General features: G+C 47.8%; 19 protein-coding genes. 8 read left to right on the forward strand and 11 right to left on the reverse strand.

What is annotated here, in order from left to right:
• Positions 1 to 244 precede the first annotated feature (244 nt).
• Positions 245 to 3,994: an OmpL47-type beta-barrel domain-containing protein gene (locus OZ401_RS22705; RefSeq protein ID WP_341470813.1), complete on the forward strand. Its 3,750-nt coding sequence runs from the start codon at positions 245 to 247 to the stop codon at positions 3,992 to 3,994.
• A 40-nt stretch (positions 3,995 to 4,034) separates the two neighbouring features.
• On the opposite strand, the gene OZ401_RS22710 is transcribed toward OZ401_RS22705, so the two are convergent.
• The 5 genes from OZ401_RS22710 to OZ401_RS22730 all read right to left on the reverse strand — a co-directional run bounded on the left by OZ401_RS22710 (position 4,035) and on the right by OZ401_RS22730 (position 9,128).
• Positions 4,035 to 5,351 (reverse strand): IS4 family transposase, encoded by a 1,317-nt coding sequence (locus OZ401_RS22710; protein ID WP_341470814.1) that lies wholly within the window; start codon positions 5,349 to 5,351, stop codon positions 4,035 to 4,037.
• A gap of 195 nt (positions 5,352 to 5,546) precedes the next feature.
• Positions 5,547 to 6,518: a carbohydrate kinase family protein gene (locus OZ401_RS22715; RefSeq protein WP_341470815.1), complete on the reverse strand. Its 972-nt coding sequence runs from the start codon at positions 6,516 to 6,518 to the stop codon at positions 5,547 to 5,549.
• A gap of 55 nt (positions 6,519 to 6,573) precedes the next feature.
• Positions 6,574 to 7,197, reverse strand: coding sequence for a GNAT family N-acetyltransferase (locus tag OZ401_RS22720; RefSeq protein ID WP_341470816.1), 624 nt, complete (start codon positions 7,195 to 7,197; stop codon positions 6,574 to 6,576).
• Positions 7,198 to 7,408: 211 nt separating this feature from the next.
• On the reverse strand, positions 7,409 to 7,948 hold the full coding sequence (locus OZ401_RS22725; RefSeq protein ID WP_341470817.1) for a MaoC family dehydratase: 540 nt from the start codon (positions 7,946 to 7,948) through the stop codon (positions 7,409 to 7,411).
• A 13-nt stretch (positions 7,949 to 7,961) separates the two neighbouring features.
• On the reverse strand, positions 7,962 to 9,128 hold the full coding sequence (locus tag OZ401_RS22730; protein ID WP_341470818.1) for an acyl-CoA dehydrogenase family protein: 1,167 nt from the start codon (positions 9,126 to 9,128) through the stop codon (positions 7,962 to 7,964).
• A 327-nt stretch (positions 9,129 to 9,455) separates the two neighbouring features.
• On the opposite strand from OZ401_RS22730, the gene OZ401_RS22735 reads away from it, so the two are divergent.
• Complete coding sequence (locus tag OZ401_RS22735; RefSeq protein ID WP_341470819.1) at positions 9,456 to 10,136, forward strand: SDR family oxidoreductase; 681 nt, start codon at positions 9,456 to 9,458, stop codon at positions 10,134 to 10,136.
• A gap of 13 nt (positions 10,137 to 10,149) precedes the next feature.
• Here the strand turns inward: OZ401_RS22735 and OZ401_RS22740 are convergent, their stop codons facing one another.
• Positions 10,150 to 11,184, reverse strand: a complete 1,035-nt coding sequence (locus OZ401_RS22740) for a LacI family DNA-binding transcriptional regulator (protein WP_341470820.1) — start codon at positions 11,182 to 11,184, stop codon at positions 10,150 to 10,152.
• 420 nt (positions 11,185 to 11,604) lie between these two features.
• Between OZ401_RS22740 and OZ401_RS22745 the strand changes: the two genes are divergently transcribed.
• The 5 genes from OZ401_RS22745 (at position 11,605) to OZ401_RS22765 (ending at position 17,506) form a co-directional block, all read left to right on the forward strand.
• Entirely contained in the window at positions 11,605 to 12,702 is a 1,098-nt protein-coding gene (locus OZ401_RS22745; protein WP_341470821.1) for a sugar ABC transporter substrate-binding protein, read from the forward strand.
• 134 nt (positions 12,703 to 12,836) lie between these two features.
• Entirely contained in the window at positions 12,837 to 13,796 is a 960-nt protein-coding gene (locus OZ401_RS22750) for an ABC transporter permease (protein ID WP_341471849.1), read from the forward strand.
• Positions 13,793 to 14,560: an ATP-binding cassette domain-containing protein gene (locus tag OZ401_RS22755; RefSeq protein ID WP_341470822.1), complete on the forward strand. Its 768-nt coding sequence runs from the start codon at positions 13,793 to 13,795 to the stop codon at positions 14,558 to 14,560. Before OZ401_RS22750 ends, OZ401_RS22755 begins: the two co-directional genes overlap by 4 nt.
• Positions 14,561 to 14,802: 242 nt before the next feature.
• Positions 14,803 to 16,035, forward strand: a complete 1,233-nt coding sequence (locus OZ401_RS22760) for a hypothetical protein (RefSeq protein ID WP_341470823.1) — start codon at positions 14,803 to 14,805, stop codon at positions 16,033 to 16,035.
• Positions 16,036 to 16,048: 13 nt separating this feature from the next.
• Positions 16,049 to 17,506: a Dyp-type peroxidase gene (locus tag OZ401_RS22765; RefSeq protein WP_341470824.1), complete on the forward strand. Its 1,458-nt coding sequence runs from the start codon at positions 16,049 to 16,051 to the stop codon at positions 17,504 to 17,506.
• Positions 17,507 to 17,662: 156 nt separating this feature from the next.
• On the opposite strand, the gene OZ401_RS22770 is transcribed toward OZ401_RS22765, so the two are convergent.
• The 3 genes from OZ401_RS22770 to OZ401_RS22780 form a co-directional block, all read right to left on the reverse strand.
• Positions 17,663 to 17,821: a hypothetical protein gene (locus OZ401_RS22770; RefSeq protein WP_341470825.1), complete on the reverse strand. Its 159-nt coding sequence runs from the start codon at positions 17,819 to 17,821 to the stop codon at positions 17,663 to 17,665.
• 277 nt (positions 17,822 to 18,098) lie between these two features.
• Positions 18,099 to 19,196, reverse strand: coding sequence for a hypothetical protein (locus tag OZ401_RS22775; protein WP_341470826.1), 1,098 nt, complete (start codon positions 19,194 to 19,196; stop codon positions 18,099 to 18,101).
• Between the two features lie 31 nt (positions 19,197 to 19,227).
• A complete protein-coding gene (locus OZ401_RS22780) occupies positions 19,228 to 19,572 on the reverse strand; it encodes a rhodanese-like domain-containing protein (RefSeq protein ID WP_341470827.1) in 345 nt (114 codons plus the stop codon).
• A 340-nt stretch (positions 19,573 to 19,912) separates the two neighbouring features.
• Here OZ401_RS22780 and OZ401_RS22785 point away from each other — a divergent pair, with 340 nt between their 5' ends.
• A complete protein-coding gene (locus tag OZ401_RS22785) occupies positions 19,913 to 22,174 on the forward strand; it encodes a glycosyltransferase family protein (RefSeq protein WP_341470828.1) in 2,262 nt (753 codons plus the stop codon).
• An 18-nt stretch (positions 22,175 to 22,192) separates the two neighbouring features.
• On the opposite strand, the gene OZ401_RS22790 is transcribed toward OZ401_RS22785, so the two are convergent.
• The gene (locus OZ401_RS22790; protein WP_341470829.1) at positions 22,193 to 22,984 is read right to left on the reverse strand and encodes a DUF4231 domain-containing protein; all 792 of its coding nucleotides are present in this window, start codon (positions 22,982 to 22,984) and stop codon (positions 22,193 to 22,195) included.
• Between the two features lies 1 nt (position 22,985).
• Entirely contained in the window at positions 22,986 to 23,726 is a 741-nt protein-coding gene (locus tag OZ401_RS22795; RefSeq protein ID WP_341470830.1) for a hypothetical protein, read from the reverse strand.
• Position 23,727 lies beyond the last annotated feature (1 nt).

Genomic DNA, 23,727 nt, shown 5'->3' on the forward strand with positions numbered 1-23,727 from the left:
CTAGAATATCTTATAAACGTTCAGGAAGGAAGTAGGTAGCATTTATAGTCGAATTAGATAGATAATCACAAAAATGTGACAACATTATTGCATCCTTTTAGCCCTTGTCGCGTTCATATAATGGTAATAAAATAATGATATAAATATTACTGGAACGATTTAACACTAAATATTACCAGCCCAGCTTTCTACTAAAATCACGCTAAAGCCTTTCACTGCGGTGATTATGGAATATTCGTTAAAATTGTCTTCGGGTACACTCGAAGTTGAAGCCGGAAAACAACAAGCCTTACGCATTTTGCTAACCAACAGCGGTGAAAAGGCAGCTTTTCTTATGCTTGAGGCGCGTGGTATTGATCCTGCTTGGTTTGGCTTTATCCCTCCCGCTTTGAAGTTGGGCGCACGTTCTTCCGCAGTTGTAACCGCCACTTTGAACCCGCCTAGCGGAGTTAGCGCGGAACGGCTATTACCCTCGATTGTGCTTGTGTCGGTTGAAACCCGCGAAACGCTGGCATCCGAAAACTTTATTCTATCGGTAATAGACCCCACTGCGCCGAAAAAAAGAAAACGCCCCTTCCGCTTAATCCCCAGTGTCAGCCTGTTCAGCCTTTTAATGGCTCTTTCCTTAGCTTTATCGGGGGTAGTGCTGTTTAACGGTACTATGCCCGGTACAATCAAGCAGGCAGATGCCGCACCAAAGATTTGCGCGATTCAACCCGCTAAGTTGGTGAGCCTGTTCAGTGACGATAAAACTACCGCTATTAGGATAAGCAATCCCGACCTTACCGATATGCAGGTTTTGCGCACCGAACCGGGCGAATGGCTACCCGGTCTTTTCGATTCGTTGCTCTCCCTCTCCTCGGATAGCAGCCGTCTCGCCTATGTGACGGCGCGTAACCAGCTAATGGATGATGCCCATATCTACTTTATAGATGTGAATAAGCCTAGCGAACGGCAGGAATTAGTCTATATCCCCAAAGGATTCTGGACGGTAAAGCCGGTATGGTCGCCGGATAAAAAACGGCTGGCTTACCTTAAATTGAATGAGGTTTTGGCAGCGCGTGGCGTTTCGCAACTTGAATTATGGGTGGTAGAAGTGGGCGGGATGCCCCGCAAGATTGCAACCCCGCCGGAGCTAAAACCCGATTTATTCTTTGGAAATCCTAGCCTACCGCTTTGTTGGGGCGAGGATAATAGCACCATTATTTTTGAAAATGCGCCCAATACGGGCGGCGGCGGCGCGGTGCAGACCGAGATAAACGTCAATACCGGCGAAAGCACCAGTGCCCCACGCCCTGTACAGCCCCGCCCGGTTGTGCGGGAAGACCTGAATGCGCGTCAGGTAGCGGGTGGTTCTGCTTGTGGCGTACCGATATTCAGCCAGAATGACCCCGCATGGCGAAATGTGGTGATGCAGGGCGCGGGTGAACAAATCGGCGATTCGGGTTGTGCCTTAGCTTCCGCCACAATGCTGCTCAATTATTACGGAATGGGTATTACGCCCGTTCAGCTAAACGCTTGCCTCGGACCTTACGCCGACCCCCTCTATTGGTCACAAGTGCCGCGTTGCACCAATGGCGTAATTTCTGGTGGAAATCGTCCTGATTTTAGCTGGGATAAATTGGATGAGGTTTTGCGTGCGGGTGACCCGGCAATTGTGGGCATGGTGCGTGGGAAAACCGGCATGCACTTTGTGGTGGTAACTTCGGGCGGTGGGGCGAACGGCGCAAATTATGCCGTTACCGACCCGTGGGATGGCAGCACTAATAAAACCCTGCAATATTTTTTCAACGTGGGCTATAACCCCACTTGGATTGTGACTTACAGCGGTCCCGGACACAATTGCAATCGTCTTGTAGCTTCTGAAGGTGAACCGGTTTCGGTGACAGGCATTTCTGACGGCGCGGTTTATCGCAACCCGGTTACGCTAGGTGAAATAAAGGGCGCAAGCACCAGCCTTATAACGGCAGAGGTGGTGAATGTTGCGCCGGACTCCGGGGATAGCTACAATGCAAATCCTTCTTCTCCGGGACTGATACCGGGGGTAGCGCCCCAGCCATGCTCTACGCTTACCCCAAGCTCATCAGCAGCCAGCAAGAGCGCCGCTACCCAACCTTATATTCAGGGGATGCGGCTGGAAAAAGAAGGAATTTACTACATAAATATCAGCTTGCGACTTTGGGACGATACGAGAGGTCCCGCGCCTTCTAATACCAATTTGGTGGGGGTGACGCGCTTCAAGTTTACGATTGATCGCACCCCGCCGCGAGTGGTTGCCACTTTATTGAGCGATACCAACACCGGAAATCTGATTCCGGGCGTTGGTGCGTCCCAACCCTCGCCTTGCTTAGGCGCTACGCAAAGTGTTCAAGGGCAAAACCAGCCGCCTGAAATAAAAGGCACCGCCCGGATTCGGCTAACCGGAATTGATGTGCTGAGTGGCGTAACCAGCATTGAATATCAACTTGACGGGGGCAAATGGGATCTTTACAGTACCGATACTAACTTTAATCGCGTGTTGGAAGTAAGTCAGGAAGGCTATCATACCGTTACTTATCGCGCTACTGATGTGGCGGGAAACGTTTCGGCTACCGAGAGCTTTACTTTCAGGGTGTTGCCCGGCGATCAACCTACCGCTGCGCCGCGACAGGCTGCCCCCGCTTTTATCCCCACTCCTGTGGTTGCGCCCGCTGCCAACCCGACATCAACACCCTTGCCTACCGCTACTTACACGCCTGTAACGCTAACCGCTACTCTAACGCTGTCGGCTACCGTTACCCCGAAACCTTCGATTACACCTACTTTTTCACCGACAATAACCCCTACTTCGGTGATTACTTCTTCCACGCAAACGCCGTTCATTACGGCTACTGCCACCGTTACTGCTACCACTCCGACTCTCTCTCCAACGCTAACGACTACCGTTACGCCGGGTATAACTGCCACTGTCACAACCACCAGCGTGAGCGCTACTGTGGCTACGACTGTTACCCCTACTGCCACCTCAACCCCTACTCAGGTGTTGCAAACAAGCGCGTCTGTACTGAATTTTGCGCCCGATGCCAGCGACTTACCCTTAGTTATCAGCAATGGCGGAACTTCGGCTATAAATTGGAGTGGGGTATTTAGCGGTACTACCCTGTTGGGTAGCCTTTCTCCTGCCAGTGGCACTCTAAGCCCCGGACAGAGCATAACCCTTACGGTATCTGTAGTCAGACCGTTGGTGCTGGATGCGCCTACCAGCGCACGCTTGTTGCTCGATTCGAACGGCGGGAAGGTGGAAGTCGCTTTGAACGTGCAGCCTAGCCCCATCAGCGCGACTTTTATTACCCCCCCGAATGGGACAGTTTTGAGCGGTACAGTCCCGATAAGTTTTTCGGTCAAAGGGACAGTTGACCATATCAGCCTTTCTGCCAGTTATATTGCGCCGCTAACTGCCACGCCTACTCCGGTTACAGGCACAGTTACTCCTACTCCCACAATAGTAAAATTGGGAAAGGCAAATGCGGCTTCTCGGTGGCAATATCAGTTTGATACTACCGCTATTCCACCCGTTGATAACCTCACGCTGTTGGCTAATGCTTGCCGCAGCCCGGATGAATCGGTGTGTACGCTTGCGTTGGTTTCGCCTGTGAACCTATCTGTGGCGCGTCCGGTGGCAGAATTTGCTGCCTCCTTAAGTGGCGCGAGTTTCCCAATTGATAGCGGCTTGCCTGTAACTGCAACCGTTTCAGGTGGTTATGCCAATCACATAAATGTAACTTTGACTCCTGCCGATTCAACCGCGCCGATTCTAAGCGTGAAGCTGACCATTTTGAGCGGTTGGCATGCGCTGGTAACTACAAATTTAAAAGTAGGAAAGTACGCTCTAACGGGTGTGGTTTGTTGGAGTGCGGATGAGTCGTTGTGTTACCCAATGACCGAGCGGGATAACCTGAATGTAATTGCTGCGGCTGTACCAACACCAACTCCAACACCAACGCCTACTCCGTAGCCGTCCAACGAAGGGCGTATTCAAATACGCCCCATGGTCGTCAATTTAAGAGCTGCGGAAGCAAAATAGGAGGACTATTAAGCAGCTGAAAACTGGAGGGTTTGGATTTTTTCCTATCCAAACGACAGCCTTTTTGCATACTAGCACAAATATAAATCAATTCTTGCAGTAAGTGGGGCGGATTATCAATACGAAACAGTAAGCTGCGGGCGTGTGCTCGCACAATACGACTAGCCTTGATGAGACTGCGTTCCGCTTCTTGCCATACCCCTGCCAGCACTAACCAGTGCTGAATAATTTGCCCAATCAGTTTGGCATATATTTCGCATAATATCGCCCAAGGCTTGTGGCTATGCCAGCGTTCCAATCCACCCCCACTTTTCCACAATTTGAAAAGAAGTTCAATCTGCCAGCGTAACCGATACAATACTGCCACTTCTGCGGGACTAGCCTGCTCCTGCGATAGATTGGTTAGATACACACTCCAGTAGCTTAAGGCTTGACGTTCGGCGCTGACCGGACGCTGCTGCTTGCGTGCCAACTCCTTGAAAGCCTGCTGACGAGTTTGTACTACTCCAGAAGGTACTTGCCATGCCACTAACCGACAGCGCAAACGTTCTTTTACCCCCACCTCTACTACCCTATCTATCAGCTTTTGTGACTGCTGTCCCAACCATTTACTCAAAGCTAGGGGTTGTTGGTGCGCCCCGTACACTTGTAGTCCGGTTTGAGCTTTGGTTAGGTACAATACCGCTTGCGCTTCTAATTCTTTCAATCGTGCCAATTTGAAATAGCCTAAATCGGTTATCCGTAGCGCTCCCGCTGGTAAACTTAGCTTTTGATGCGGTCCTTGCCGATCGTGCAGACGGGCTGGACTTAATTCCGGTCCCAGTAGCGCCCCGCTTAGCAGTTCCAAACCCACGTGCAGTTTCAGACCAGCCTCACTTTGACTACCCTCTTTCCCACACCCTTGCCAATGGGCGCTCAAGGTTGGCGGTAAACTGATAGTCGAACTATCCAGTACATACACCCCTTTGAAGCGTTGCAGTAGGCTCAAACTCGCTGGTTCCTGCCCTAGCATTTTTTCTACACACCAACCTAACAAAGCCTGTAAATAACTTGCCGCTTGGCTTGTAAAACTCTGGTCAAGCGCTTGTTTGCTAACCTTGGCTATTTGTGCCAGTTCACTCCGACTTGCCTCAGGATTGGACAGCCAGCCTCCGATTAGCGCTTTGGCGAATGTGGCGCCATCCAGTTTTGAACGGCGTTGTCGAAAACCCGTCTCCACTGCCAGATGTTGCGCTGTTTCATTAAATAGGGCTTGCAAATTCCCCGCTATTTGTTTAAGCTTTTCCATGAAAGTACCTGTGTTTGGCTTAAGGTTTTTTTTTGCAATTAAATCTTTGCCACAGGTACTTTCTTTTGTCTACTTCCCATTCTTTTTAAATTGACGACCATGGGGCGTATTCAAATACGCCCCTACGAATTAAAACCGCCTCGTTCGGATGCGGTTCGGGGGACGGGTGGGAGCATCGCGATGCTCCCGGTTTCCTTATTTCGCCGGGTGCGACTCCAGATATTGATCTACTTCCTGACGGGTGGGCATTGCCGGAATACCGCCCGAACGCCCCACTACGATTGAGCCTACTGCTGCCGCCTGACGACAAGCTTTTTCTATCAGCTTGGCATCCTCAAAGTTAAAATTGCCGCGCCAGAGTTGATCCAGCATTCCCGCCAAAAAGCCGTCTCCCGTTCCCACCGTATCAACCACTTCGGCGACAAAAGCCGGGACGTAGCCTTGCGCGGTTTTGGTTTGGTAATAGCAGCCATCTTTATCCAGCGTAACTATTACCAGCTTGAATTGCTCTCGCCACAATTTCTTGCACCCCGCTTCTAAATCGGTTTCGCCCGTAATGAAAGTTAGCTCGGCGCGATTCAGCTTCACGATGTTGGCGTATGCAAGTGGCTGGACTACCGCTTTCCGGGCGGTAGCTTCATCTGCCCAGACCGATAAGCGTAGATTTATATCATAAGAGAGCAGCACCCCCGCTTTGCTGGCGAGTTCTAGGGCGTGATAAGTGGCGCTGGCGGAAGGTTCGGTTGCCAGCAAAAGCGAGCCGAATTGTAAAACCTTGGCGTTAGTCAAATATTCTGAGTCAATATCGCTCGGTTCTAATAGAGTGTCGGCGGAAGGGTTGCGATAAAAGAGATATTCGGCATCGTTTCGCTCGTTCCAAGTTACAAAAGCAAGGCAGGTATTAGCGCGTTTTTCGCTTAGCAAGAAGGTTACATCGACTCCGTTTTTAGCCAGTAAATTTTTCAGATGTTGCCCGAAGAAATCAGCCCCAACCTTGCCGATAAAGCCCACCGGGCTACCCAATCGTGCCAGCCCTACCGCTACGTTGGCAGGTGCGCCCCCCGCGGCTATCCGCAATTCACCCCGTTCTATAATGCTGGTTCCCAATTCAGGAGGAACCATATCAATCAAAGCCTCTCCCAAACATAAAATTTCGGGCTTACCCATTAATTATCTCCTCTTTCCAATTCAATCCCCCAAACTTACCAGTGGGGAGTAATCGCTATGCGTCTGCCACCATAAACCAGACATCCGGGCCGCCTTTTGGCACAATCCCTTTCCCGGCAAGCCGAAAGCCTAACTTTTGATATATTGCAACGTTGGTTTCTTTCATTGTTTCAAGATAACAGGCGTACCCTTCACTTGTGGCTTTATCGAGCATTGGCTGGAGAAGTGCGCGAGCATGCCCACGACCATGGAGGGTGGGGTCAATTCCGAGGATTTGCAAGTACCAGTGAGGCTCAGGTGCAAACCTTCGGCGCATTTCCTGTGTATAGATTTCCATTGTGACGAAACGCTGGATTTCACGCATCTTAAGGCGGAATACACTCTTTAAGCCTTGCGCGAGTAAGCCCGATTTTAACGAATCTGCGAGGGCTAATTTTTTCGGATGAGGGCTAAACCAGATTGCCACTCCCTGTACATCGGGAGTAGCTTGCACTGTTCCGCATACCATCCCGTAGAGCAAGCTCACTTTGAAAAAAGGAATTAAACGGCTAACTCGGCTTGCTTCATCTGAAACGGCGTATGCCATTGCCGGGTCGTTGGAAAAAGCTTTGGCAAGCAGCGTTGCCGCCTTATCAACCTGAGTTAATTGCAATGTTTCAGGTTTGTATGATTTTAGCACGTATATAAAGCTCCTGATGATATTCTGAAAGAGAAAACAGGCGTTTTCTATGTCTCACTGTAACAATTCACCCCCCAGCCCCCTCAAGGGGGGAAGAGGAGAGAGGGGTTCAAGGGGACACCCCTTGCCACCCCGCACAGGGGTTGCACCCCTGAGAACCCCGCTCGGATTCCTTCACTTACATAGGTCTATTTTCTATCTGGCTGAATTGTTATGCCTCACTATTGCTTTCACTACTCTTTTGTTCAAATTGCTTTGCCGCTCTTTGGCGGGCTGTTTCAGGCACATGCCCACGTTTGTAAATCAGCATTGCCCGCTTGAATTCAATTACAGTTGTACCATGCTGATTGAAGCCTATGGTTTTAATTCGAATCAGCCCCACATTCGGGCGTGATTGTGATTCGCGCTTTTCCAGCACTTCCGAGCGGGCATAGAGCGTGTCGCCTTCAAAGACGGGGTTTGGCAAGCGCACCTCGTCCCAACCCAGATTCGCCATCGCATTTTGGCTTACATCTGTCACGCTCATTCCGGTAATCAAGGCAATGGTGAAGCAGCTATTTACCAGCGGACGTTTAAATTCAGTGGCGGCGGCATATTCATGGTCAAAATGCAGCGGGTTAGTGTTTAGGGTAAGCAAGGTAAACCAGCTATTATCGGTAGAGGTAATGGTTCGCCCGCTAGGATGGATATAAACATCCCCCACTTCAAAATCTTCGTAACAGCGACTTTCCCAACCGGGTTTTAGAGACATGTTTCCACCTCGCTCAGTAGCTTTTTGGCATATTCAAGACGTGCTGCCCGATGTACGCCAGCACTAGATTATTATTTATCGGGGCTACCTGATATAGTCGGGTTTCCCTGAATTTGCGCTCTATGTCGTATTCACAGGCAAAGCCGTAGCCCCCATGGGCGTTGAGGCAGGCGTTAGCGGCATCCCACGAGGCTTCAGAGGCAAGCAACTTAGCCATATTTGCCTCCGCGCCGCATTTTTCGCCGCTATCAAAAAGGGCGGCGGCTTTGTAGCGCATCAAATCGGCGGCTTCAACCGCCGCATAGGCTCGGGCTAATGGGAATTGCACTCCCTGATTCGCCCCGATGGGCTTCCCAAAAACAATTCGGTCGCTGGTATATTTGGCGGCACGTTCAATAAACCAATGTCCATCGCCGATACATTCTGCTGCAATCAGAATACGCTCGGCATTCCAGCCATCTATGATGTAGCGAAAACCCATGCCTTCTTCGCCGATTAGGTTCTCTGCCGGGACTTCCAGATTATTAATAAAGACCTGATTGGTTTCATGATTTACCATGTTCAAAATCGGGCGCACTTCCAGCGCGTCTCCAGCTTTTCGCAAATCTACCAGAAATACCGAAAGCCCCTTAGTCTTATCCTTGAGTTGGTCGTAAGGGGTAGTACGTGCCAACAACAGCATCAGGTCGGAGTGCTGCACTCGCGAAGTCCAGATTTTCTGACCGTTTATGATATAGCGGTCACCTTTGCGGACGGCGGTGGTGCTGATACGGGTGGTTTCCGACCCGGCATCCGGTTCGGTTACGCCGAAAGCTTGCAAGCGCAAATCGCCGGAGGCAATGCCCGGTAAGTAACGCTGTTTTTGTTCGGGGTTGCCGTGTCGCAAAAGTGTTCCCATGATATACATTTGGGCATGACACGCGCCCGAATTACCGCCGCAATGATTAATTTCTTCGAGGATTATACTGGCTTCGGTAATGCCCAAACCTGCGCCACCGTATTCTTCAGGGATTAAAGCTGCCAGCCAACCCGCTTTGGTCAGTTCCGTTACAAAGGCTTCAGGATAACCACGCCTCTCATCCACCTCGCGCCAGTAGGTATCGGGATAACGGGCGCAACTATCTCTTACGCCTTCGCGGATAGCCTTTTGTTCATCGCTCAGTTTGAAAGAATAGTTCATCGCAACATCCTTTTTGAGGGCTATAATTATCGGGCGGGAAAACCGAATACGGTTAAATTTTCAGACATTTTTTGCCCGGTGTCAAACCGATTTGAAGGCATATTATTTCGTAATTACTCACCCCCTCACAAGGGGGAAAAGAGAGATGAGTTCAAGGAGACACCCTTTGCGACCCCGGCAGGGATTCCCCTGCACCCTTTTTCGTTCAAACGACCTGAGTAATTACATTATTTCAAGCGATAACGCTTGTAAATAGCTCACTGTCTGAATAAGGGGTAAAATAGGGCTACGAAATAACTATCAAACGTAAAATAAAGGAATAGGGGAATGCAAGAAAAGATTCTGGTAACGGGCGCAAATGGTTTTATAGGCTCGGAAATTTGCCGATTAGGGGTTCTAATGGGGCATAAGGTGGTAGGTGTGGCACGTAAGGGGCGCGGTTCACTAAAAGAGGGTTGGGCTGATAAGGTGGAATGGGTAAAAGCCGATGTACTCAAGCCCGAAGATTGGGTTGAGAATCTTCAAGGCTGTAAAGCGGTAATACATTGCGTTTCAATTATCATCGAAAACGGCAAAGATTCAACCTATCAGCGCGTTAATATCGGCACTGCCGAGGTAGTAGCGCGTGAAGCGGAAAAGGCGGGCGTTGCAAAAGTAATTTATCTGTCGGTAAATTCACAAGTCTCCCTTTTGCCAGCCTTTTATGATTCAAAGCGAAAAGCAGAAGCGGCATTAAAAGGGCATAGCTATCAGTTGGCTATCTTGCGCCCCGGTTTAGTGTATGGGGAACGTCGCGCTCCTACTATTTTGGCGGGAAATGCGCTCAAGGCTTTTGGCTCGTTGCCGCTAATCGGTAAAACCATGCGCCAGAATAACCCGTTGAGTGTTTGGCAAGTAGCGACTGCCGCGCTTGTTTCCGCTTTTGATGACGGTGTTGAAGGGACACTTAACGTTGAAACTATAGAAAAGCTGGCACAACGCAAGCTTAGAAACTTTGCCGCCAAGTAGCGCTTGATTTTAACTAGGGTTGCTCTTTTCGGCGATTTTTAGCCAGCTTTGCGCCACAAGATTCACGAATTATCAGTTCAGCCGCTAACGTAACATGCCGTTGCTCTATGGCGCGTCCGCTGATTCGATCCAGCAAAAGTTGTAGTGCAATTGTACCAAACGACTCAGCCGGTTGCGCCATAACGGTTAGGAAAGGGCAGATTATCGAAGCATATTCAATATCGTCAAAACAAACCAGCGCAAGGTTTTTGGGTATAGCCAGCCCTATTTCTTCGGCAGCCTGCACCACTCCCACCGCCACAAGATTATTAACGGCAAAAATGGCATCCGGTCGTTCTTTGAGTTTTAGGATTTTTTTGGCAGCTTGATAGCCCCCGTTTTGATCTACTTTAGTCTGGATAACCAACTCTGATTTATAGCTTAATTGGGCGGCTTCCAACGCTTGACGATAGCCTTTCAAGCGATCGCGAGAGGTGGAGATATTCAAAGGTCCGTTGATAAATGCAATATTGCGATGTCCCAGACTAATTAAATGTTCAACGAGGCGACGCGCTCCGGTTTGGTTATCGCCTTCCACCAAATCGTACTCCAGCCCTTCTACCGAGCGGTCAACCATTACTACCGGAATATTGTGTTGCTCAAGCGCTTTGAGATGTTGGCGGGTCTGGTCAGAAGTGGGGGCGATAATTAACCCTTCTACGCGCTGCGCCGTCATATCTTGAAGATAGGCTTTTTCCCGGTTTAAGTCATTTTCTGTATTGCACAAAATAGCCCGAAAGCCGTTATGCCAAGCGACATTTTCAGCGCCGCGCACCAACTTTGTAAAGAAGGGATTGGCAACATCCGGCACGATTAGCGCCACAACTCCGGTTTTTTGGCTGGATAATCCTCGCGCCAACCCATTGGGTACATAGCCAAGCTCAGCGATAGCCCGCTCTACTTTTTGCCTTGTTTCAGGCTGCACCCGGTTACTATCATTCAAGACTCGTGATACGGTCATTGTAGAAACACCGGCACGGTCCGCTACTTCGCGAATTGTTACTGCCATATTTATATAGTTTCCCACAGAATCAGATTTGATAACCGTAACATAATATAATTCTATCCTAAACAAGTGTAACAACCTTTTCAAAAAAATCAAGCACGAATCAGGTATTGACAGCGAGAAAATGTTGTGATATTGTAATGTTACCGATAACATTCTCAAACAAGCAAAATCTTTGTATTATTGACCTCTTTATGGGTGTGTTTTATACTCATACCACATACATATGGAGAGTTCTGTACCCTCGAAGAAAAACAAAATTTAAATTTCGCTTTGCCACGATTTTATAGCCTTGGGTTGAATTTCCGTTACAAAAGCTTGCCTTGTAGAGAATTAACCAAAGTTGGTGTTCTAACCGCACTGTGTTCACAGTCGGTTCTTCTTAGTTAACGCATACGCAAGTGAATTATGAGGAGGATAACAATGTTGTTAGGAAAGGTATCCGGTTCCAACCGACGCTCTAAGATTCGGCGGAGTTGGCCCGTTTTAGTTTTGGTTGTTTTGGTAGGACAAATCTTTCTGGCTGCTTGTGGCGATAATACTGCTACCCCTGTTCCGGCTGCCACTACCGCAGGGGCGGCTACTGCCGCAGGCGCTACAACCGCTGCCGGCGCTTCGGGTGGTCAGGTAATAGTTGGACTTATTACAAAGACTGAAACTAACCCCTTCTTTGTGAAAATGCGAGAAGGCGCGCAGAAGGAAGCCGATGCCAAAGGTGTCAAGCTCTTAACTGCGGCTGGCAAGTTTGACGGCGACAATGCCAGTCAGGTTACTGCTATAGAGAATATGATTACTGCGGGCGCTAAAGGTATTTTGTTAGTGCCGAGCGATACCAAAGCGATTGTTCCCACCGTTCAGAAAGCTCGCGCGGCGGGCGTGCTGGTTATTACGCTGGATACCCCGCTTGACCCGCAGGATGCCGCCGATGCTTTGTTCGCTACTGACAACTTGAAAGCCGGGGTGTTGATCGGGCAGTATGCCAAAGCAGCTTTTGGTACTAAGGCTGCCAAGATTGCAATGATGGACCTTAACCCCGGTATTACCGTAGGTGATTTGCGCCATAACGGCTTCCTTCAGGGCTTTGGAATCAAGGAAGGCGATGCTTCCATAGTGTGCGCTCAATACACCGCCGGTGATCAGGCAAAGGGTCAGACCGCGATGGAAACCTGTCTCCAGAAAGACCCCGGCATCAACCTTGTTTACACCATTAACGAACCTGCCGCTTTGGGCGCATATACCGCTTTGAAAGCTGCGGGCAAGGATAAAGATGTAACAATTGTATCGGTTGACGGTGGTTGCACCGGCGTACAGGGTGTGGTTGATGGGAAGATTGCCGCTACCTCGCAGCAATACCCGCTCAAGATGGCGGTTCAGGGTGTAGATGCAGTGGTGGACTATGCCAAGAACGGCAAGAAGGTGTCCGGTTACACTGACACCGGCGTAACTCTAATCGCCGGGAAGGCTGTAACAGGCATTGACTCCAAGGATGTTCAGTTCGGCAAAGATAATTGCTGGGGTTAATAGATAAGTTGTAAGTTTGTGGTACGAACCAGACCTTCGGCGAGGTTCGTACCACGTATTAGCAAAGGGGTTCAATGATGAGCAATTTGGCAACCCAAGAGCAAGAAAGGGCTGACCCAAGCTTTACTACTCGTATGCGTGAGATGTTCGCCGGTTCGTTAAATGTTTCCACCCTCGGTCCGCTGCTTGCCCTTATTATCGCCAGTATCTTTTTTGCCACACAATCACCCCGGTTTTTAACCGGAACAAACCTCTCTTTGGTGGTACAGCAAGTGATGGTTGTTGGTACGCTGGCAATCGGACAGACCATTGTAATTCTAACTGCCGGAATTGACCTGTCCAACGGGGCGGTAATGGCTTTTGGCACGATAGTTATGACCCGTTTTGCGGTAGATTTTGGTTTTCCGCCAATCGTGGCAATCGTGGCGGGTCTGGCGGTTTGCGCTCTGTTCGGTGTCTTGAACGGTACATTGGTAACTAGTCTCCAGTTGCCTCCGTTTATTGTAACGCTCGGTACACTGAACATAGCATTTGCCATGACCCATATCTTTTCTGGAGAAAAGACCGTTTCCAACCTCCCGGATATCCTAATATTTTTTGGTAATACCTTCAAAATTGGGGAAACCGCTATTACCTATGGTACGGTATTGATGGTTTTGCTGTTTCTAGTGACATGGTTCATTCTGAGGCAAACTGCTGTGGGACGACACGTGTATGCTTTGGGGAACAACGCGGAAGCAGCCCGCTTGACTGGTATCAATACCCGCCGTTTGCTGGTAATTGTTTATAGTGTGGCAGGTTTGGTTTATGGTATAGCAGGAATGTTGCTGGTAGCACGTACCGAAGTGGGTGACCCGCAAGCAGGACAAACCGATAACCTTGATAGCATTACGGCAGTGGTGTTGGGCGGTACAAGCCTATTCGGGGGTCGTGGTAGTGTGATAGGCACGTTGGTTGGTGCGCTAATTGTGGGTATTTTCCGAAACGGTCTCCAATTGATGGGTGTTCTGGCTATCTACCAAGTATTGATTACTGGTGTATTGGTTATTCTGGCGGTCGCAGTTGACCAACTTGCACGCAGGAGGCAAAAATGACCGACACTTCTAAAACCCCGGTGCTTCAGGCTAAGGGTCTGGTTAAACGCTATGGGCATGTTACTGCTTTGGATGGCTGTGATTTTGAACTGTATCCGGGTGAGATACTGGCAGTTATCGGTGATAACGGAGCGGGTAAATCTACTCTAATCAAGGCGCTTTCGGGTGCGCTCATTCCAGATGAGGGTGAAATGTACCTGGACGGTAAGCGGGTAACATTTCACAGCCCGTTAGATGCGCGGCGTGCCGGAATAGAAACGGTGTATCAAGATTTGGCGGTTGCGCCTGCGCTGGATATTGCCGATAACCTGTTTCTAGGTCGCGAACTCCGCCGCCCCGGTATTCTGGGTTCGGTTTTTCGGATGATTGATAAGAAGCGGATGGTGGATGAAGCTACCAACCATATGAAAGACCTCAAAATTGGAATACGCTCGATGCGACAGGCGGTAGAGACTCTCTCTGGCGGTCAGCGACAGGGTGTTGCGGTGGCACGTAGCGCGGCTTTTGCGCGCCACGTAGTTATCATGGATGAGCCTACCGCTGCGCTAGGGGTGAAGGAATCGGGCATGGTGCTGGACTTAATTCGGCGCGTCAAGGAAAAAGGCTTGCCGGTTATTTTAATCAGCCATAACATGCCGCACGTTTTTGAAGTTTCCGACCGGGTGCATATCCAACGCCTCGGCAAACGCGCCACGGTAATTGAACCGCACAAGTTTAGTATGTCCGATGCGGTGGCAATTATGACGGGCGCTATGGTAGCCTAACAGGATTTACACCTCGAATTTGCTCATCATTTTTCGACTTCTTGCACCAGTAGAATCGGTTAAAAGACTTCTCCAGTCACTTAGCCGATTCTACCTATAATGTAGCCTTTTTAGTAATAAATTCTCCTTTGTACATATTGCTAAGCTAAAAACCTTAACATATAATGCAATTAATGTTTACCTAATATTTACCATTCTGGTTGTAATAATTTTGTACTTGTATTACCCAAGGGAGAAAGCTGATGCAACAACATCCCCTGGCGGTCATTCTGAATATCAAGCCTGAGCAAAAAGCTCAGCTTAAAGATATTTTGCACACTATCCAAGCCGACATTAATAACAATCCTTATCTTCGTTTCCCTGAGATTACTACCACCCATTTTGCCCGTTTTGTACTTATCGGGGGTGGTATTAAAGCTACTCGTGATTTGGAAACGCGCCTCTATTTTTCTGCCAATCATGATGGCGAGTGGGAAGAATATATAGATTTGCTGCTGGATAAAGCCGGAAAAGCGCTTGAGGCTATTTTTAGCGCGTGCGAGGGCTACCCGAACGTTTCTTTGACCGACCCGGCTTTCAAGGCGCGGTTCAAAGATTATCTTCGGGCAAACTCTTGCCAGGTTAATACTTTCTATCAGGGCTATCCGGGAAAATCGGTGCAGGAAGTGCAGCATTCTATTGAACGACATGCAGTTCTTGAAAGGCTGGCTAATCAGAAAGGGCTTGACGGAATCAAAGCTGAGTTCAAGCCTTCGTCTGGACCTGCTTTTGGCAATATTATTTCGAAAATTTGGGATAATACCGGCGGCAAACTAATTTCTATTATAACTGCCCCTTTGCGCGATTTTCTGGGAAACGTGCTGAAAAAACTTCTCGATTTTGTTCTTGGAAAAATCGTAGGGATAAGGCTATTTCCCGAAACGCTTCCACCGCTTCAAGAACCAAGCCCTGAAGTTGATACCCGCATAGCGCAAACCGATTATCTAGAGTCGGTGCAAAACGAAATGACCACCATTTCGGCGATTGACCCGAAGCAATTACGCGCCTTAAAAATTATGCTGTGGATAGTAAACATGGCTGCGCGGTATTTATTTAATAAGGGTGAGCTTGGGGGAATCAGCACTATCCATTTCGCCCGCTGGATTATCATTGATAATGGTAAGACGCTACTGTTTGAAAGCAATTACGACGGTAACTGGGAACAATATATCGGCGACTTTGTAGATAAGGCTGCTTTCGGAATGAACTCGATTTGGGGCAATAGCGACCCTAGCGTGAATTACCCTAAATATGGCGCAAAAGATTTGCAGACTTTCAAGAAGGTAATTATAGATCATCAGGTTCCAGCCGCAGTATTTTATACTGCCTATCGTAATGACTCGGTTAGGAATATCTTGAATGACCTAGCGATAGACAATTTGTTTGGTGGCGCAAAAAGCAGCGATGCTTTTAACGAACTAACTAGCCGTTTATAAACGAGGAAACTATATGGTAGCCGCTTCTAATCTTGAATTTGAGTATATACAGGGCTTCGTGTTGAGTCCTTATAAGCATTTGCCTGTTTCCTGTTACGTTTTTTTGCAAATGGCTGAATCTACCTCGGCGCGTAGTTGGTTGCAGGAAATTGTGCCACAGGTACTATCGGCGGCGCGTTGGTCTAGTAGGGCGGATGGAACTCTAATCAAACCTGAGACGGTTTTGAATATCGCCTTCACTGCTCCCGCGCTTGATTTGCTAAATATTCAAGCGGAAGGGTTTTTGACCGAGTTTCGGGAGGGAATCGCGCCCCCGACTCCCGGTAATCCCGCTCAATTGCCTGCTCGTTCGCGTCGTCTGGGCGACACCGGCCCAAGCGACCCGGCTAACTGGGAATTTGGGGGTGTCAAGAACAAGCCCATCCACTTTATGTTGCTGCTATTCGCCGCCGATCAGCCTGCTTTGAAGGAGTTGGTGCAAAGGCAGCGCGCTAACTGGGAGCGTTTCGGGCTGACTCAGCTTGCGGAGGAATACAGCTATCGTCCGGCACATGGACGTGAGCCGTTCGGTTTTAAGGATGGGCTTTCACAACCGGGCTTGGCAGGGCTAAATACGAAAGATGAAGAAATGGGCGCGGGGGCTGAAACCATAGCCACCGGAGAGTTTATTCAAGGATATTACAATGAATACAATTACCTGCCGCCTGTTTCAAGTGAACCAAAATTATCACGCAACGGCACATATTTGGTTTATCGCAAGCTAGAGCAGGATATAACTACTTTCTGGAATTTTGTTTATGCTGCCGCCGCTAATGATTCTAAAATGGCAGATTATATTGCCGCAAAGTTTGTAGGACGTTGGCGAAGCGGTGCGCCGCTAACCTTAAGCCCTGAGCATGATAATCCTGCGCTTGCCGCCGACCCGAAACGGAATAACACTTTTAAATTTGTTGCCAATGACGATAAGGCGGGCTATGGTTGCCCGGTTGGTTCGCACATTCGGCGCACAAACCCACGCGACTCGTTGATGCCCGGTACAGATGAGTCAACTACGGCGGTGCGGCGACATCGAATCATCAGGCGGGGGAGAGTTTATGGTCCTGAATATCCTGAAGATGTGGTGGAATATCTCAACCGGATAAAGCGCCAAAATTCAGCCGATAAATTTGTAGCCGATACCGAGCAACCGCGTGGCATAGCATTTATCGCGATAAATACCGACATCAAACGTCAGTTTGAATTTATCCAGCAAACGTGGGTGAATGACCCCAAATTCGACGGGCTTTACGATAATAAAGACCCGCTTCTCGGTAGCAACGAAGAAGGGGTAAGTTCGACTATGACCATTCAGCGCAAGCCCTTACGTACACAGATTGAAAATCTGCCACGTTTTGTAACCGTCCGAGCGGGAGGGTATTTTTATATGCCGGGTATGTCCGGTTTACGTTTTATCGCCGGGTTAGGTAGCTAAATGGTTTTGAAAAGTTAGGGGTTTTAGGGGGACAGAACCGCTCGCTCCGGCAGAAAAAGCCGGTTAAAGCGGTTCTGCCTCATTACAGTTCGCTATTCAGTTTTGTGGCTGGCTTCCGGTCTGATCATTGAATCCGGTTTCCAGTATTACTAGGCGTTATTTGCTGCTACCCTTGAGGTAGTAGATGATAGTGGCTATTCTTTGCCAATCATTTTGTGCTGTTGCTTTGCGCAATTCTTCAAACAATAAGCGCCGAACTTCTCCAGCCAGGTTTTCCCTGTGAGTTATTGAATCAATTTCGTTTACCGTTAACATAGTTACTTCCTTTCCTTTGCAAGAGCCTGTTTGAGTCTTTACCGGAAAGGTAATAAATTTTAACTTCAACTTCATTGGAAGAAAATTTAGAGACAGCCTCCATATCAAACAAACTCTTACTATATATACTATGTTGAGTGCTTGCAAGGTTCATTTGTGTTAACCGTAACAATCACTTCACATGCATTATACCAGAAAAGGAGTAATTGTCAATAATACGTGAAGTATTTTAATATAAGCTTAGCGGTTAGTTGCACGTTTTATTCATAGTTTCGGCTTAAAGCTCTCCGAAAGAGGAGTTATAAGGAGTATCCTTCTCTGGCTTTTTCTCTGCGAGAATCCCGAAGTCCACTAATTTTTGCACTAGCCCCTCACTGAGCTTGAGATTTTTTTCTTGCCTGATTTGTTCTAGTGTTTTTTCCACCGCTTTGCCGTCAAAATAATCTAGCGTATCGTGTAGCGCAACGGGCATATTAATCGGGTCGAGGGGGCTATAGCCGCTAACCATAACAGAGGTTTCTACCTGCAGTACTACGTTGAATCTTCCTTTGTAAAGGGCGGGTGGTAAGGTTTTAGTGTTACGTTTTTGATTGGCAGCTTCCAACAAGCGGCGATAAGCTTCCAGCTTTACTCCACCGGCTTCTGCTATTTGTTGCCAACTCAGCTTTTCCACCAGTTGCGCACATTCAATATAAAATTCTTTTTCCCGCCCTAGCCATTTGCCCCATGCTTGTTGGTACACTTCCGGTTCGAGGGTGCTTTTGGGCGGAAAAAAACTGTCATAGGAAAGAGGGAAAAGGTAAGCCAGTGAATCCGTACCGGGGTCAAGCTGTAATACGCACCAGTGGGTAAGAGCTATTTCGAGTACGTTCAAGAACTCGTGCATAACTTTCCAGAACTCACGCGATACCTGCCCACGTTCATTTTTGCAAAACCAAGTCATACACACCGAGTTCCGGTTGCGCCATATCCCACATAACCCGCCCTCCTCGATATAATGAGGACAGCGCAGTTCAAGGTTCTGCCCAAACTCTTTGGGGTTATCCTTATATTGTTTTGTGAATTTATCGGTTTTGCCTACCCCAAACGGGGTTATGGCTTCTTTTGCTTCGATGCGGGCTTCTACCCCTTGCTTGCCAAAAGCGGCTGCCGGATCGGAGTCGAGCAAGATTCGCCCAACCAGAAAATTGGGTAATTCGGGTAAATAGGTGCAGCATTTGGTTAGAGGGTTGTAGAAGCCGATTGTTTTTTTAGCTTCGGCGTTACTGCCCGAACACATTGCACAATTATCACAGGTGGCATGTTTTTCACCCTTTATTTCATCGGGTATTATTTCGCTGAGCCATTTTGCATATAGCGGTGGTAATGCGCCCATTTAGAACCTGCTTTCAACTCATGCAACAATTCTATTTATAAAGTGGTAGCCCTTCTCGTGCCCATGCCATAGTACCACCGATAATATTCGATAGATTGGTAAAACCTTGCGCCGCCAACATGTTGGCGGCATAACTACTGCGACCACCGCTATGACAAACGAGTATAATTTCCCCTTCTTTTGGTCCAAGTTCATCAATGCGCATACCTACCTGACCGAGCGGGATTAATACGCTATCCTTGATATGCCCCGCCGCATATTCATTGGGTTCTCTTACATCCACTACCAAAGGGTTGGTCTCTTTTATGCGTTGTTCCGCCTGAATGGGTGTTATATCGGAATATCCTTTTTGGAAAGCTCCACGAAGGTTACTCATAATTAGAAGGACTCCTTTTTACAAATATATAATTTTCACTTTTAGGCAATTTGCTCAAGAAGGTTAACAATTAAATCTGTAATTAGCCAGCAAACGTGGGCGCATCGCGATGCACCCCCTTTCCAAACTTGCAACTAGAAAGTAATCAACTATACAAATATTCTTCCAAATTGTCTATTACTTCATTACTTCTGAATTTTACCGATTTTATCAATATGGGGATGGTCTGGTATAATTTGCTAAACACAAAAGTCATTTTTCTTCTAATTCAAGAGTATTGTTGTTTAATTAGCGCAATATAGAATCACAGCAAACGCTATAGAAAGGGTATGGAGCAAGCTTGGAAGAAAATGGAGAAGAACAACCGGAAGCGGTTGGGCTGAGTCGTAAGCTTGAGCCTAAGTCGAACAAGACTAAGTTGCAGCTTTTTATTAATAGATACTCGAACTGGCTTTCCCTTTGTTTTTTTCTAGTTGCTTCTTGCATTCAGTTGTGGCCCTTGCCTGTTAATCTTACCAATACTCTTTTTGATCTCGGTGATCCAGCAGACTCGACCTATCGAATCGGTACTATTGCCAACAATCTTTTGCATAATCCCCTAGATTTATATCAAACTAATGCGCTGTATCCGGTGCCTAATGCTATTGCTTTAGACGAATTATTGACCGGAAATGCGTTACTAGCCGCCCCTCTCGTCTGGTTAACCAATAATCCGGTGCTGGCATTTAACCTTTTAATTTTGGCGGCTTACGTTTTGAGCGGCTTTTCAATGTGGTTGGTGGCAGTAAAGCTAACCGGAAGCAAAACTGCCGGACTGGTGGCAGGGTTGGTTTATGCTTTCTCGCCATGGCACATGTCGCATTATGGTCATGTCGGCATAACCTCGCAAGAGTGGATGATGTTTGCGCTTTACTTCTTGCTGCTTTATTTTGAAAAACCCCCGCTTAGCCGACAAGCTTTTCTCAATCTTGGCTTGTTTGCCTTCTTTTTCTGGCTTCAAATCCTAGTGGCAGGTTATCTGGCTTTTTTTGCAGCGATACTGTTCAGTATCTATCTGCTGTATCACTTTGGCTTTAAGAGCGGTCTTGTTGGATATTTACTGGCAAAGATAATTCGCAGACATTCTAAAAAAACCGCGCCTGAATATAGGAAACTGGCGGTTCAGTTGCTATCACTAGCGGGAGTCGCTGTTATTATTCTGGTGGCTGTGTTGCCTTTTGTGCTACCATTTTTGGAAAATCAGCAGAAATATGATTTCAAGCGCAGTTTGGTGGAAGCGCGTTATTGGAGTGCCGCACCCCCTAGTTTTTTACAGACGAACCCGCAAAGCTGGCAATATCAGCCTATTCAACGCGGCATTTTTAAACTTAAAACAAGCCCCGAACGTGCAATGTATCCGGGCTTGTCGGTATTGCTGCTGGCAGCTATTGGGTTGGCTTTTGGAAGAAGGCTAGGCGTAGGGCGTTGGGTTTTTGCTCTAGTCGCGCTGGCTGGTTTACTCCTGTCATTTGGGCCTGCTTTGAATCTTGATAATTTTGGGCAAAGCCCTACTGATATTCCATTACCTTACCAATGGTTATATCAGCTAGTGCCGGGCTTTGATTCATTGCGCGTGCCTTTCCGGTTCGCCCAATTACTTATGTTAGGGCTGGCAATGTGCGCCGGGTATGGCGTAGCCGCTTTACAATGTTTCAGGTGGAACCGTAAGAAAGCGTCAAGCCTGTCATATGCCCCAATTTTAGTAGCGCTTATCACTATATCGCTGGTGACAACAGATTTTATTGCACCCGGTTGGCCCTTTTCCAATCCTCCTACCCCGATTGGCTTAAATGAAAATGCGCCTGAACTTTATAAATGGTTTGTGAATACCCCTGAAGCAAATTCTATTGTCCCGCTTGATACTTTGATGGTTGACCTTCCCTTGAGCGGTTCTAATTCCATCAATACACGCCCTGCTTACCTCGTTTATGGACTAGGGCTTAAACGCCCCTTACTTAACGGTAGCGCCAATATTTTACCGCCGGGCTATAGTCGTATGCTAAATGAATTAAGCGATTTTCCGGCGGATAGTAGTATTGATATGCTGGAGGGTTTGGGCGTTAAATTTGCGATAATCCATAAAGCTGTACTAACTGACGCAGCAAAAAAAGCCTTGCCTGCTTTTTACGCGCCAAACGGTAGGCTAGAAGTGGTTAAAGATTTCAACGATCAAATGTTGGTGCGCTTGAAACGGAGTGGGCGTTTCAATGAGCCAGCAAAGCTATTGCCGCGAGGCTCCAAAGTACTTTTGGCAGAAGCCCGAAAGGCTAAAAGTCTCTATATGCATGCGCTTCCGGGTTTATTAGGTACTCCACCGGGAGTGAAATTTTATACGCCCTACCGCAGTATTTATAGTGATTTACACCAAGTAGAACAAGCAACTTCTAATACTACATACGATTATGCTTTTATCTATCGTTGGGATTCACCACAGACTTACAGTTTTAACCCTTCCGAAGTTGTTTGGCAAAATGAATTTGTGCAGCTTTTTCAAAAAAGTAAACCTTACTCAACCTATGGAATAAGCAAAATCCCAAGAAAATTAAAAACGGCAGTTAGTTAGCTGCCGTTCGTTTGCTATTTATTTCCCATCGGGGTTATTTACCGGTGGTATAACACGCGGCGTTTGCGGCGTGGTAGTGGTAGGTTGGGGCGCAGGAATGGGCTTTGGAGGTGTTGGGCTTGCCGCCGCAGGGGTAACTACAGGCGGGATAACTTTAGGCGCTACTACATTTTGTGCTCCCGGAAGAGGAATCGGCACAGGTTTTGGTAGCGGTGGTTGCGCAATTATCGGTGTGGGCTGATCTGTCTGATCATCTGTAGCTGCTGAAGCCGGTTCGCTCTTATCGGTTGAACTTTGCTTCATAAATTCATCCACATCTGCGCGCAAGATTGTTTCCACATTCTCAGAGAATTTTGCAAAAGCAAGGTTGTGCGTAGTAAATTTTGAATAGGGCCCGATAAGGTTAACGAATTCCCAACCCTCGATTTTGAGCAATTCGGAAAAACGACGATTATGCCGCCACGTATCACCAAATTTGAAGAACTGGTCGATGCCGCTGGCAATTGTCACCATTAAGCTGATTACAACGGTGACAATGGTGAGCGCATATTTAGCCCACTCTGGAAATACGCTTGCCTGTGTATTCAAGCTGACCAGTGTGGCAACAATCGCGCTCCCGATTATGATGAAAATTCTGAAATTGGTATAACGCTTCTTAGTACTTCGCGCTTCCCGGCTCATGTAATTAACTTGGTCAAGCCACCGATCTCGCAAAATGTTTTTTTGCAAGGGAGTCAGTTCTAATTGTTCAATAAGTTCCAGGAGTTTCTCAGCGCTTGACCGTGAATTTCTTGCGTTTTTTTCTGCCATCTTATTGCTCCTGATTATAGTGACTTAATAATTGCTGGAGAACTACACTACTATTGTCGTATAGATTCACCTTAAATAGCAAGCCACTCTGAACTAATTTTGTTGCTCTTTCTTCTAATTGCTCCCCCTCAATTGTTTTACCTAGCACATCGGCAGTTCGCCCGCTGCCTTGTACTACTGCCACTTTCCGTCCGGCTTCCACACTTTGCGCTACATCCCGATATGCCACCTCTCCGCCATTAATCAAGATTGTAAGGCTTGGCAAGGTTGCAGAAATTAATGAAGCAGCTTGTGACATCCAAGGTATTTCGTCACCCCAGTTTGAACCGGGAATCAGCAAAAAATGAGTGTGATTTTGCTCAAGGTCTGTAGTATTTTCGGGACGGATTGTGCCGGGAATATAAACGAGTTTTTCAGGGACTACGCCTAGCAACGGGAAAGAGGCGTTTCGCGCTGCTCTGGCGTTGCCCATTAAGCGTATTACGCCTGCATCTGTAGCGCCATCAATTACTATTGCCCCTACTTGCTCTGCCAATTCCACTAGCACCTCTGCAAAGAAACGCTTTTGGATTTCGTATTGTTCAGACTCCATCTTGCCTGCCCCACCTACCAGAACAATAACAGGGGCGGGTGAGTTCAAGCCAAGCTGGCGCAAATATTCTTTTAAATTATCTAAATGGGTGGCGTGAATAGCTAATGCAGTTGCTTTATTCTCAAATGAGATAGAAAAAACTTCTGGCATA

The organism is Candidatus Chlorohelix allophototropha (assembly GCF_030389965.1).
Classification (GTDB): domain Bacteria; phylum Chloroflexota; class Chloroflexia; order Chloroheliales; family Chloroheliaceae; genus Chlorohelix; species Chlorohelix allophototropha.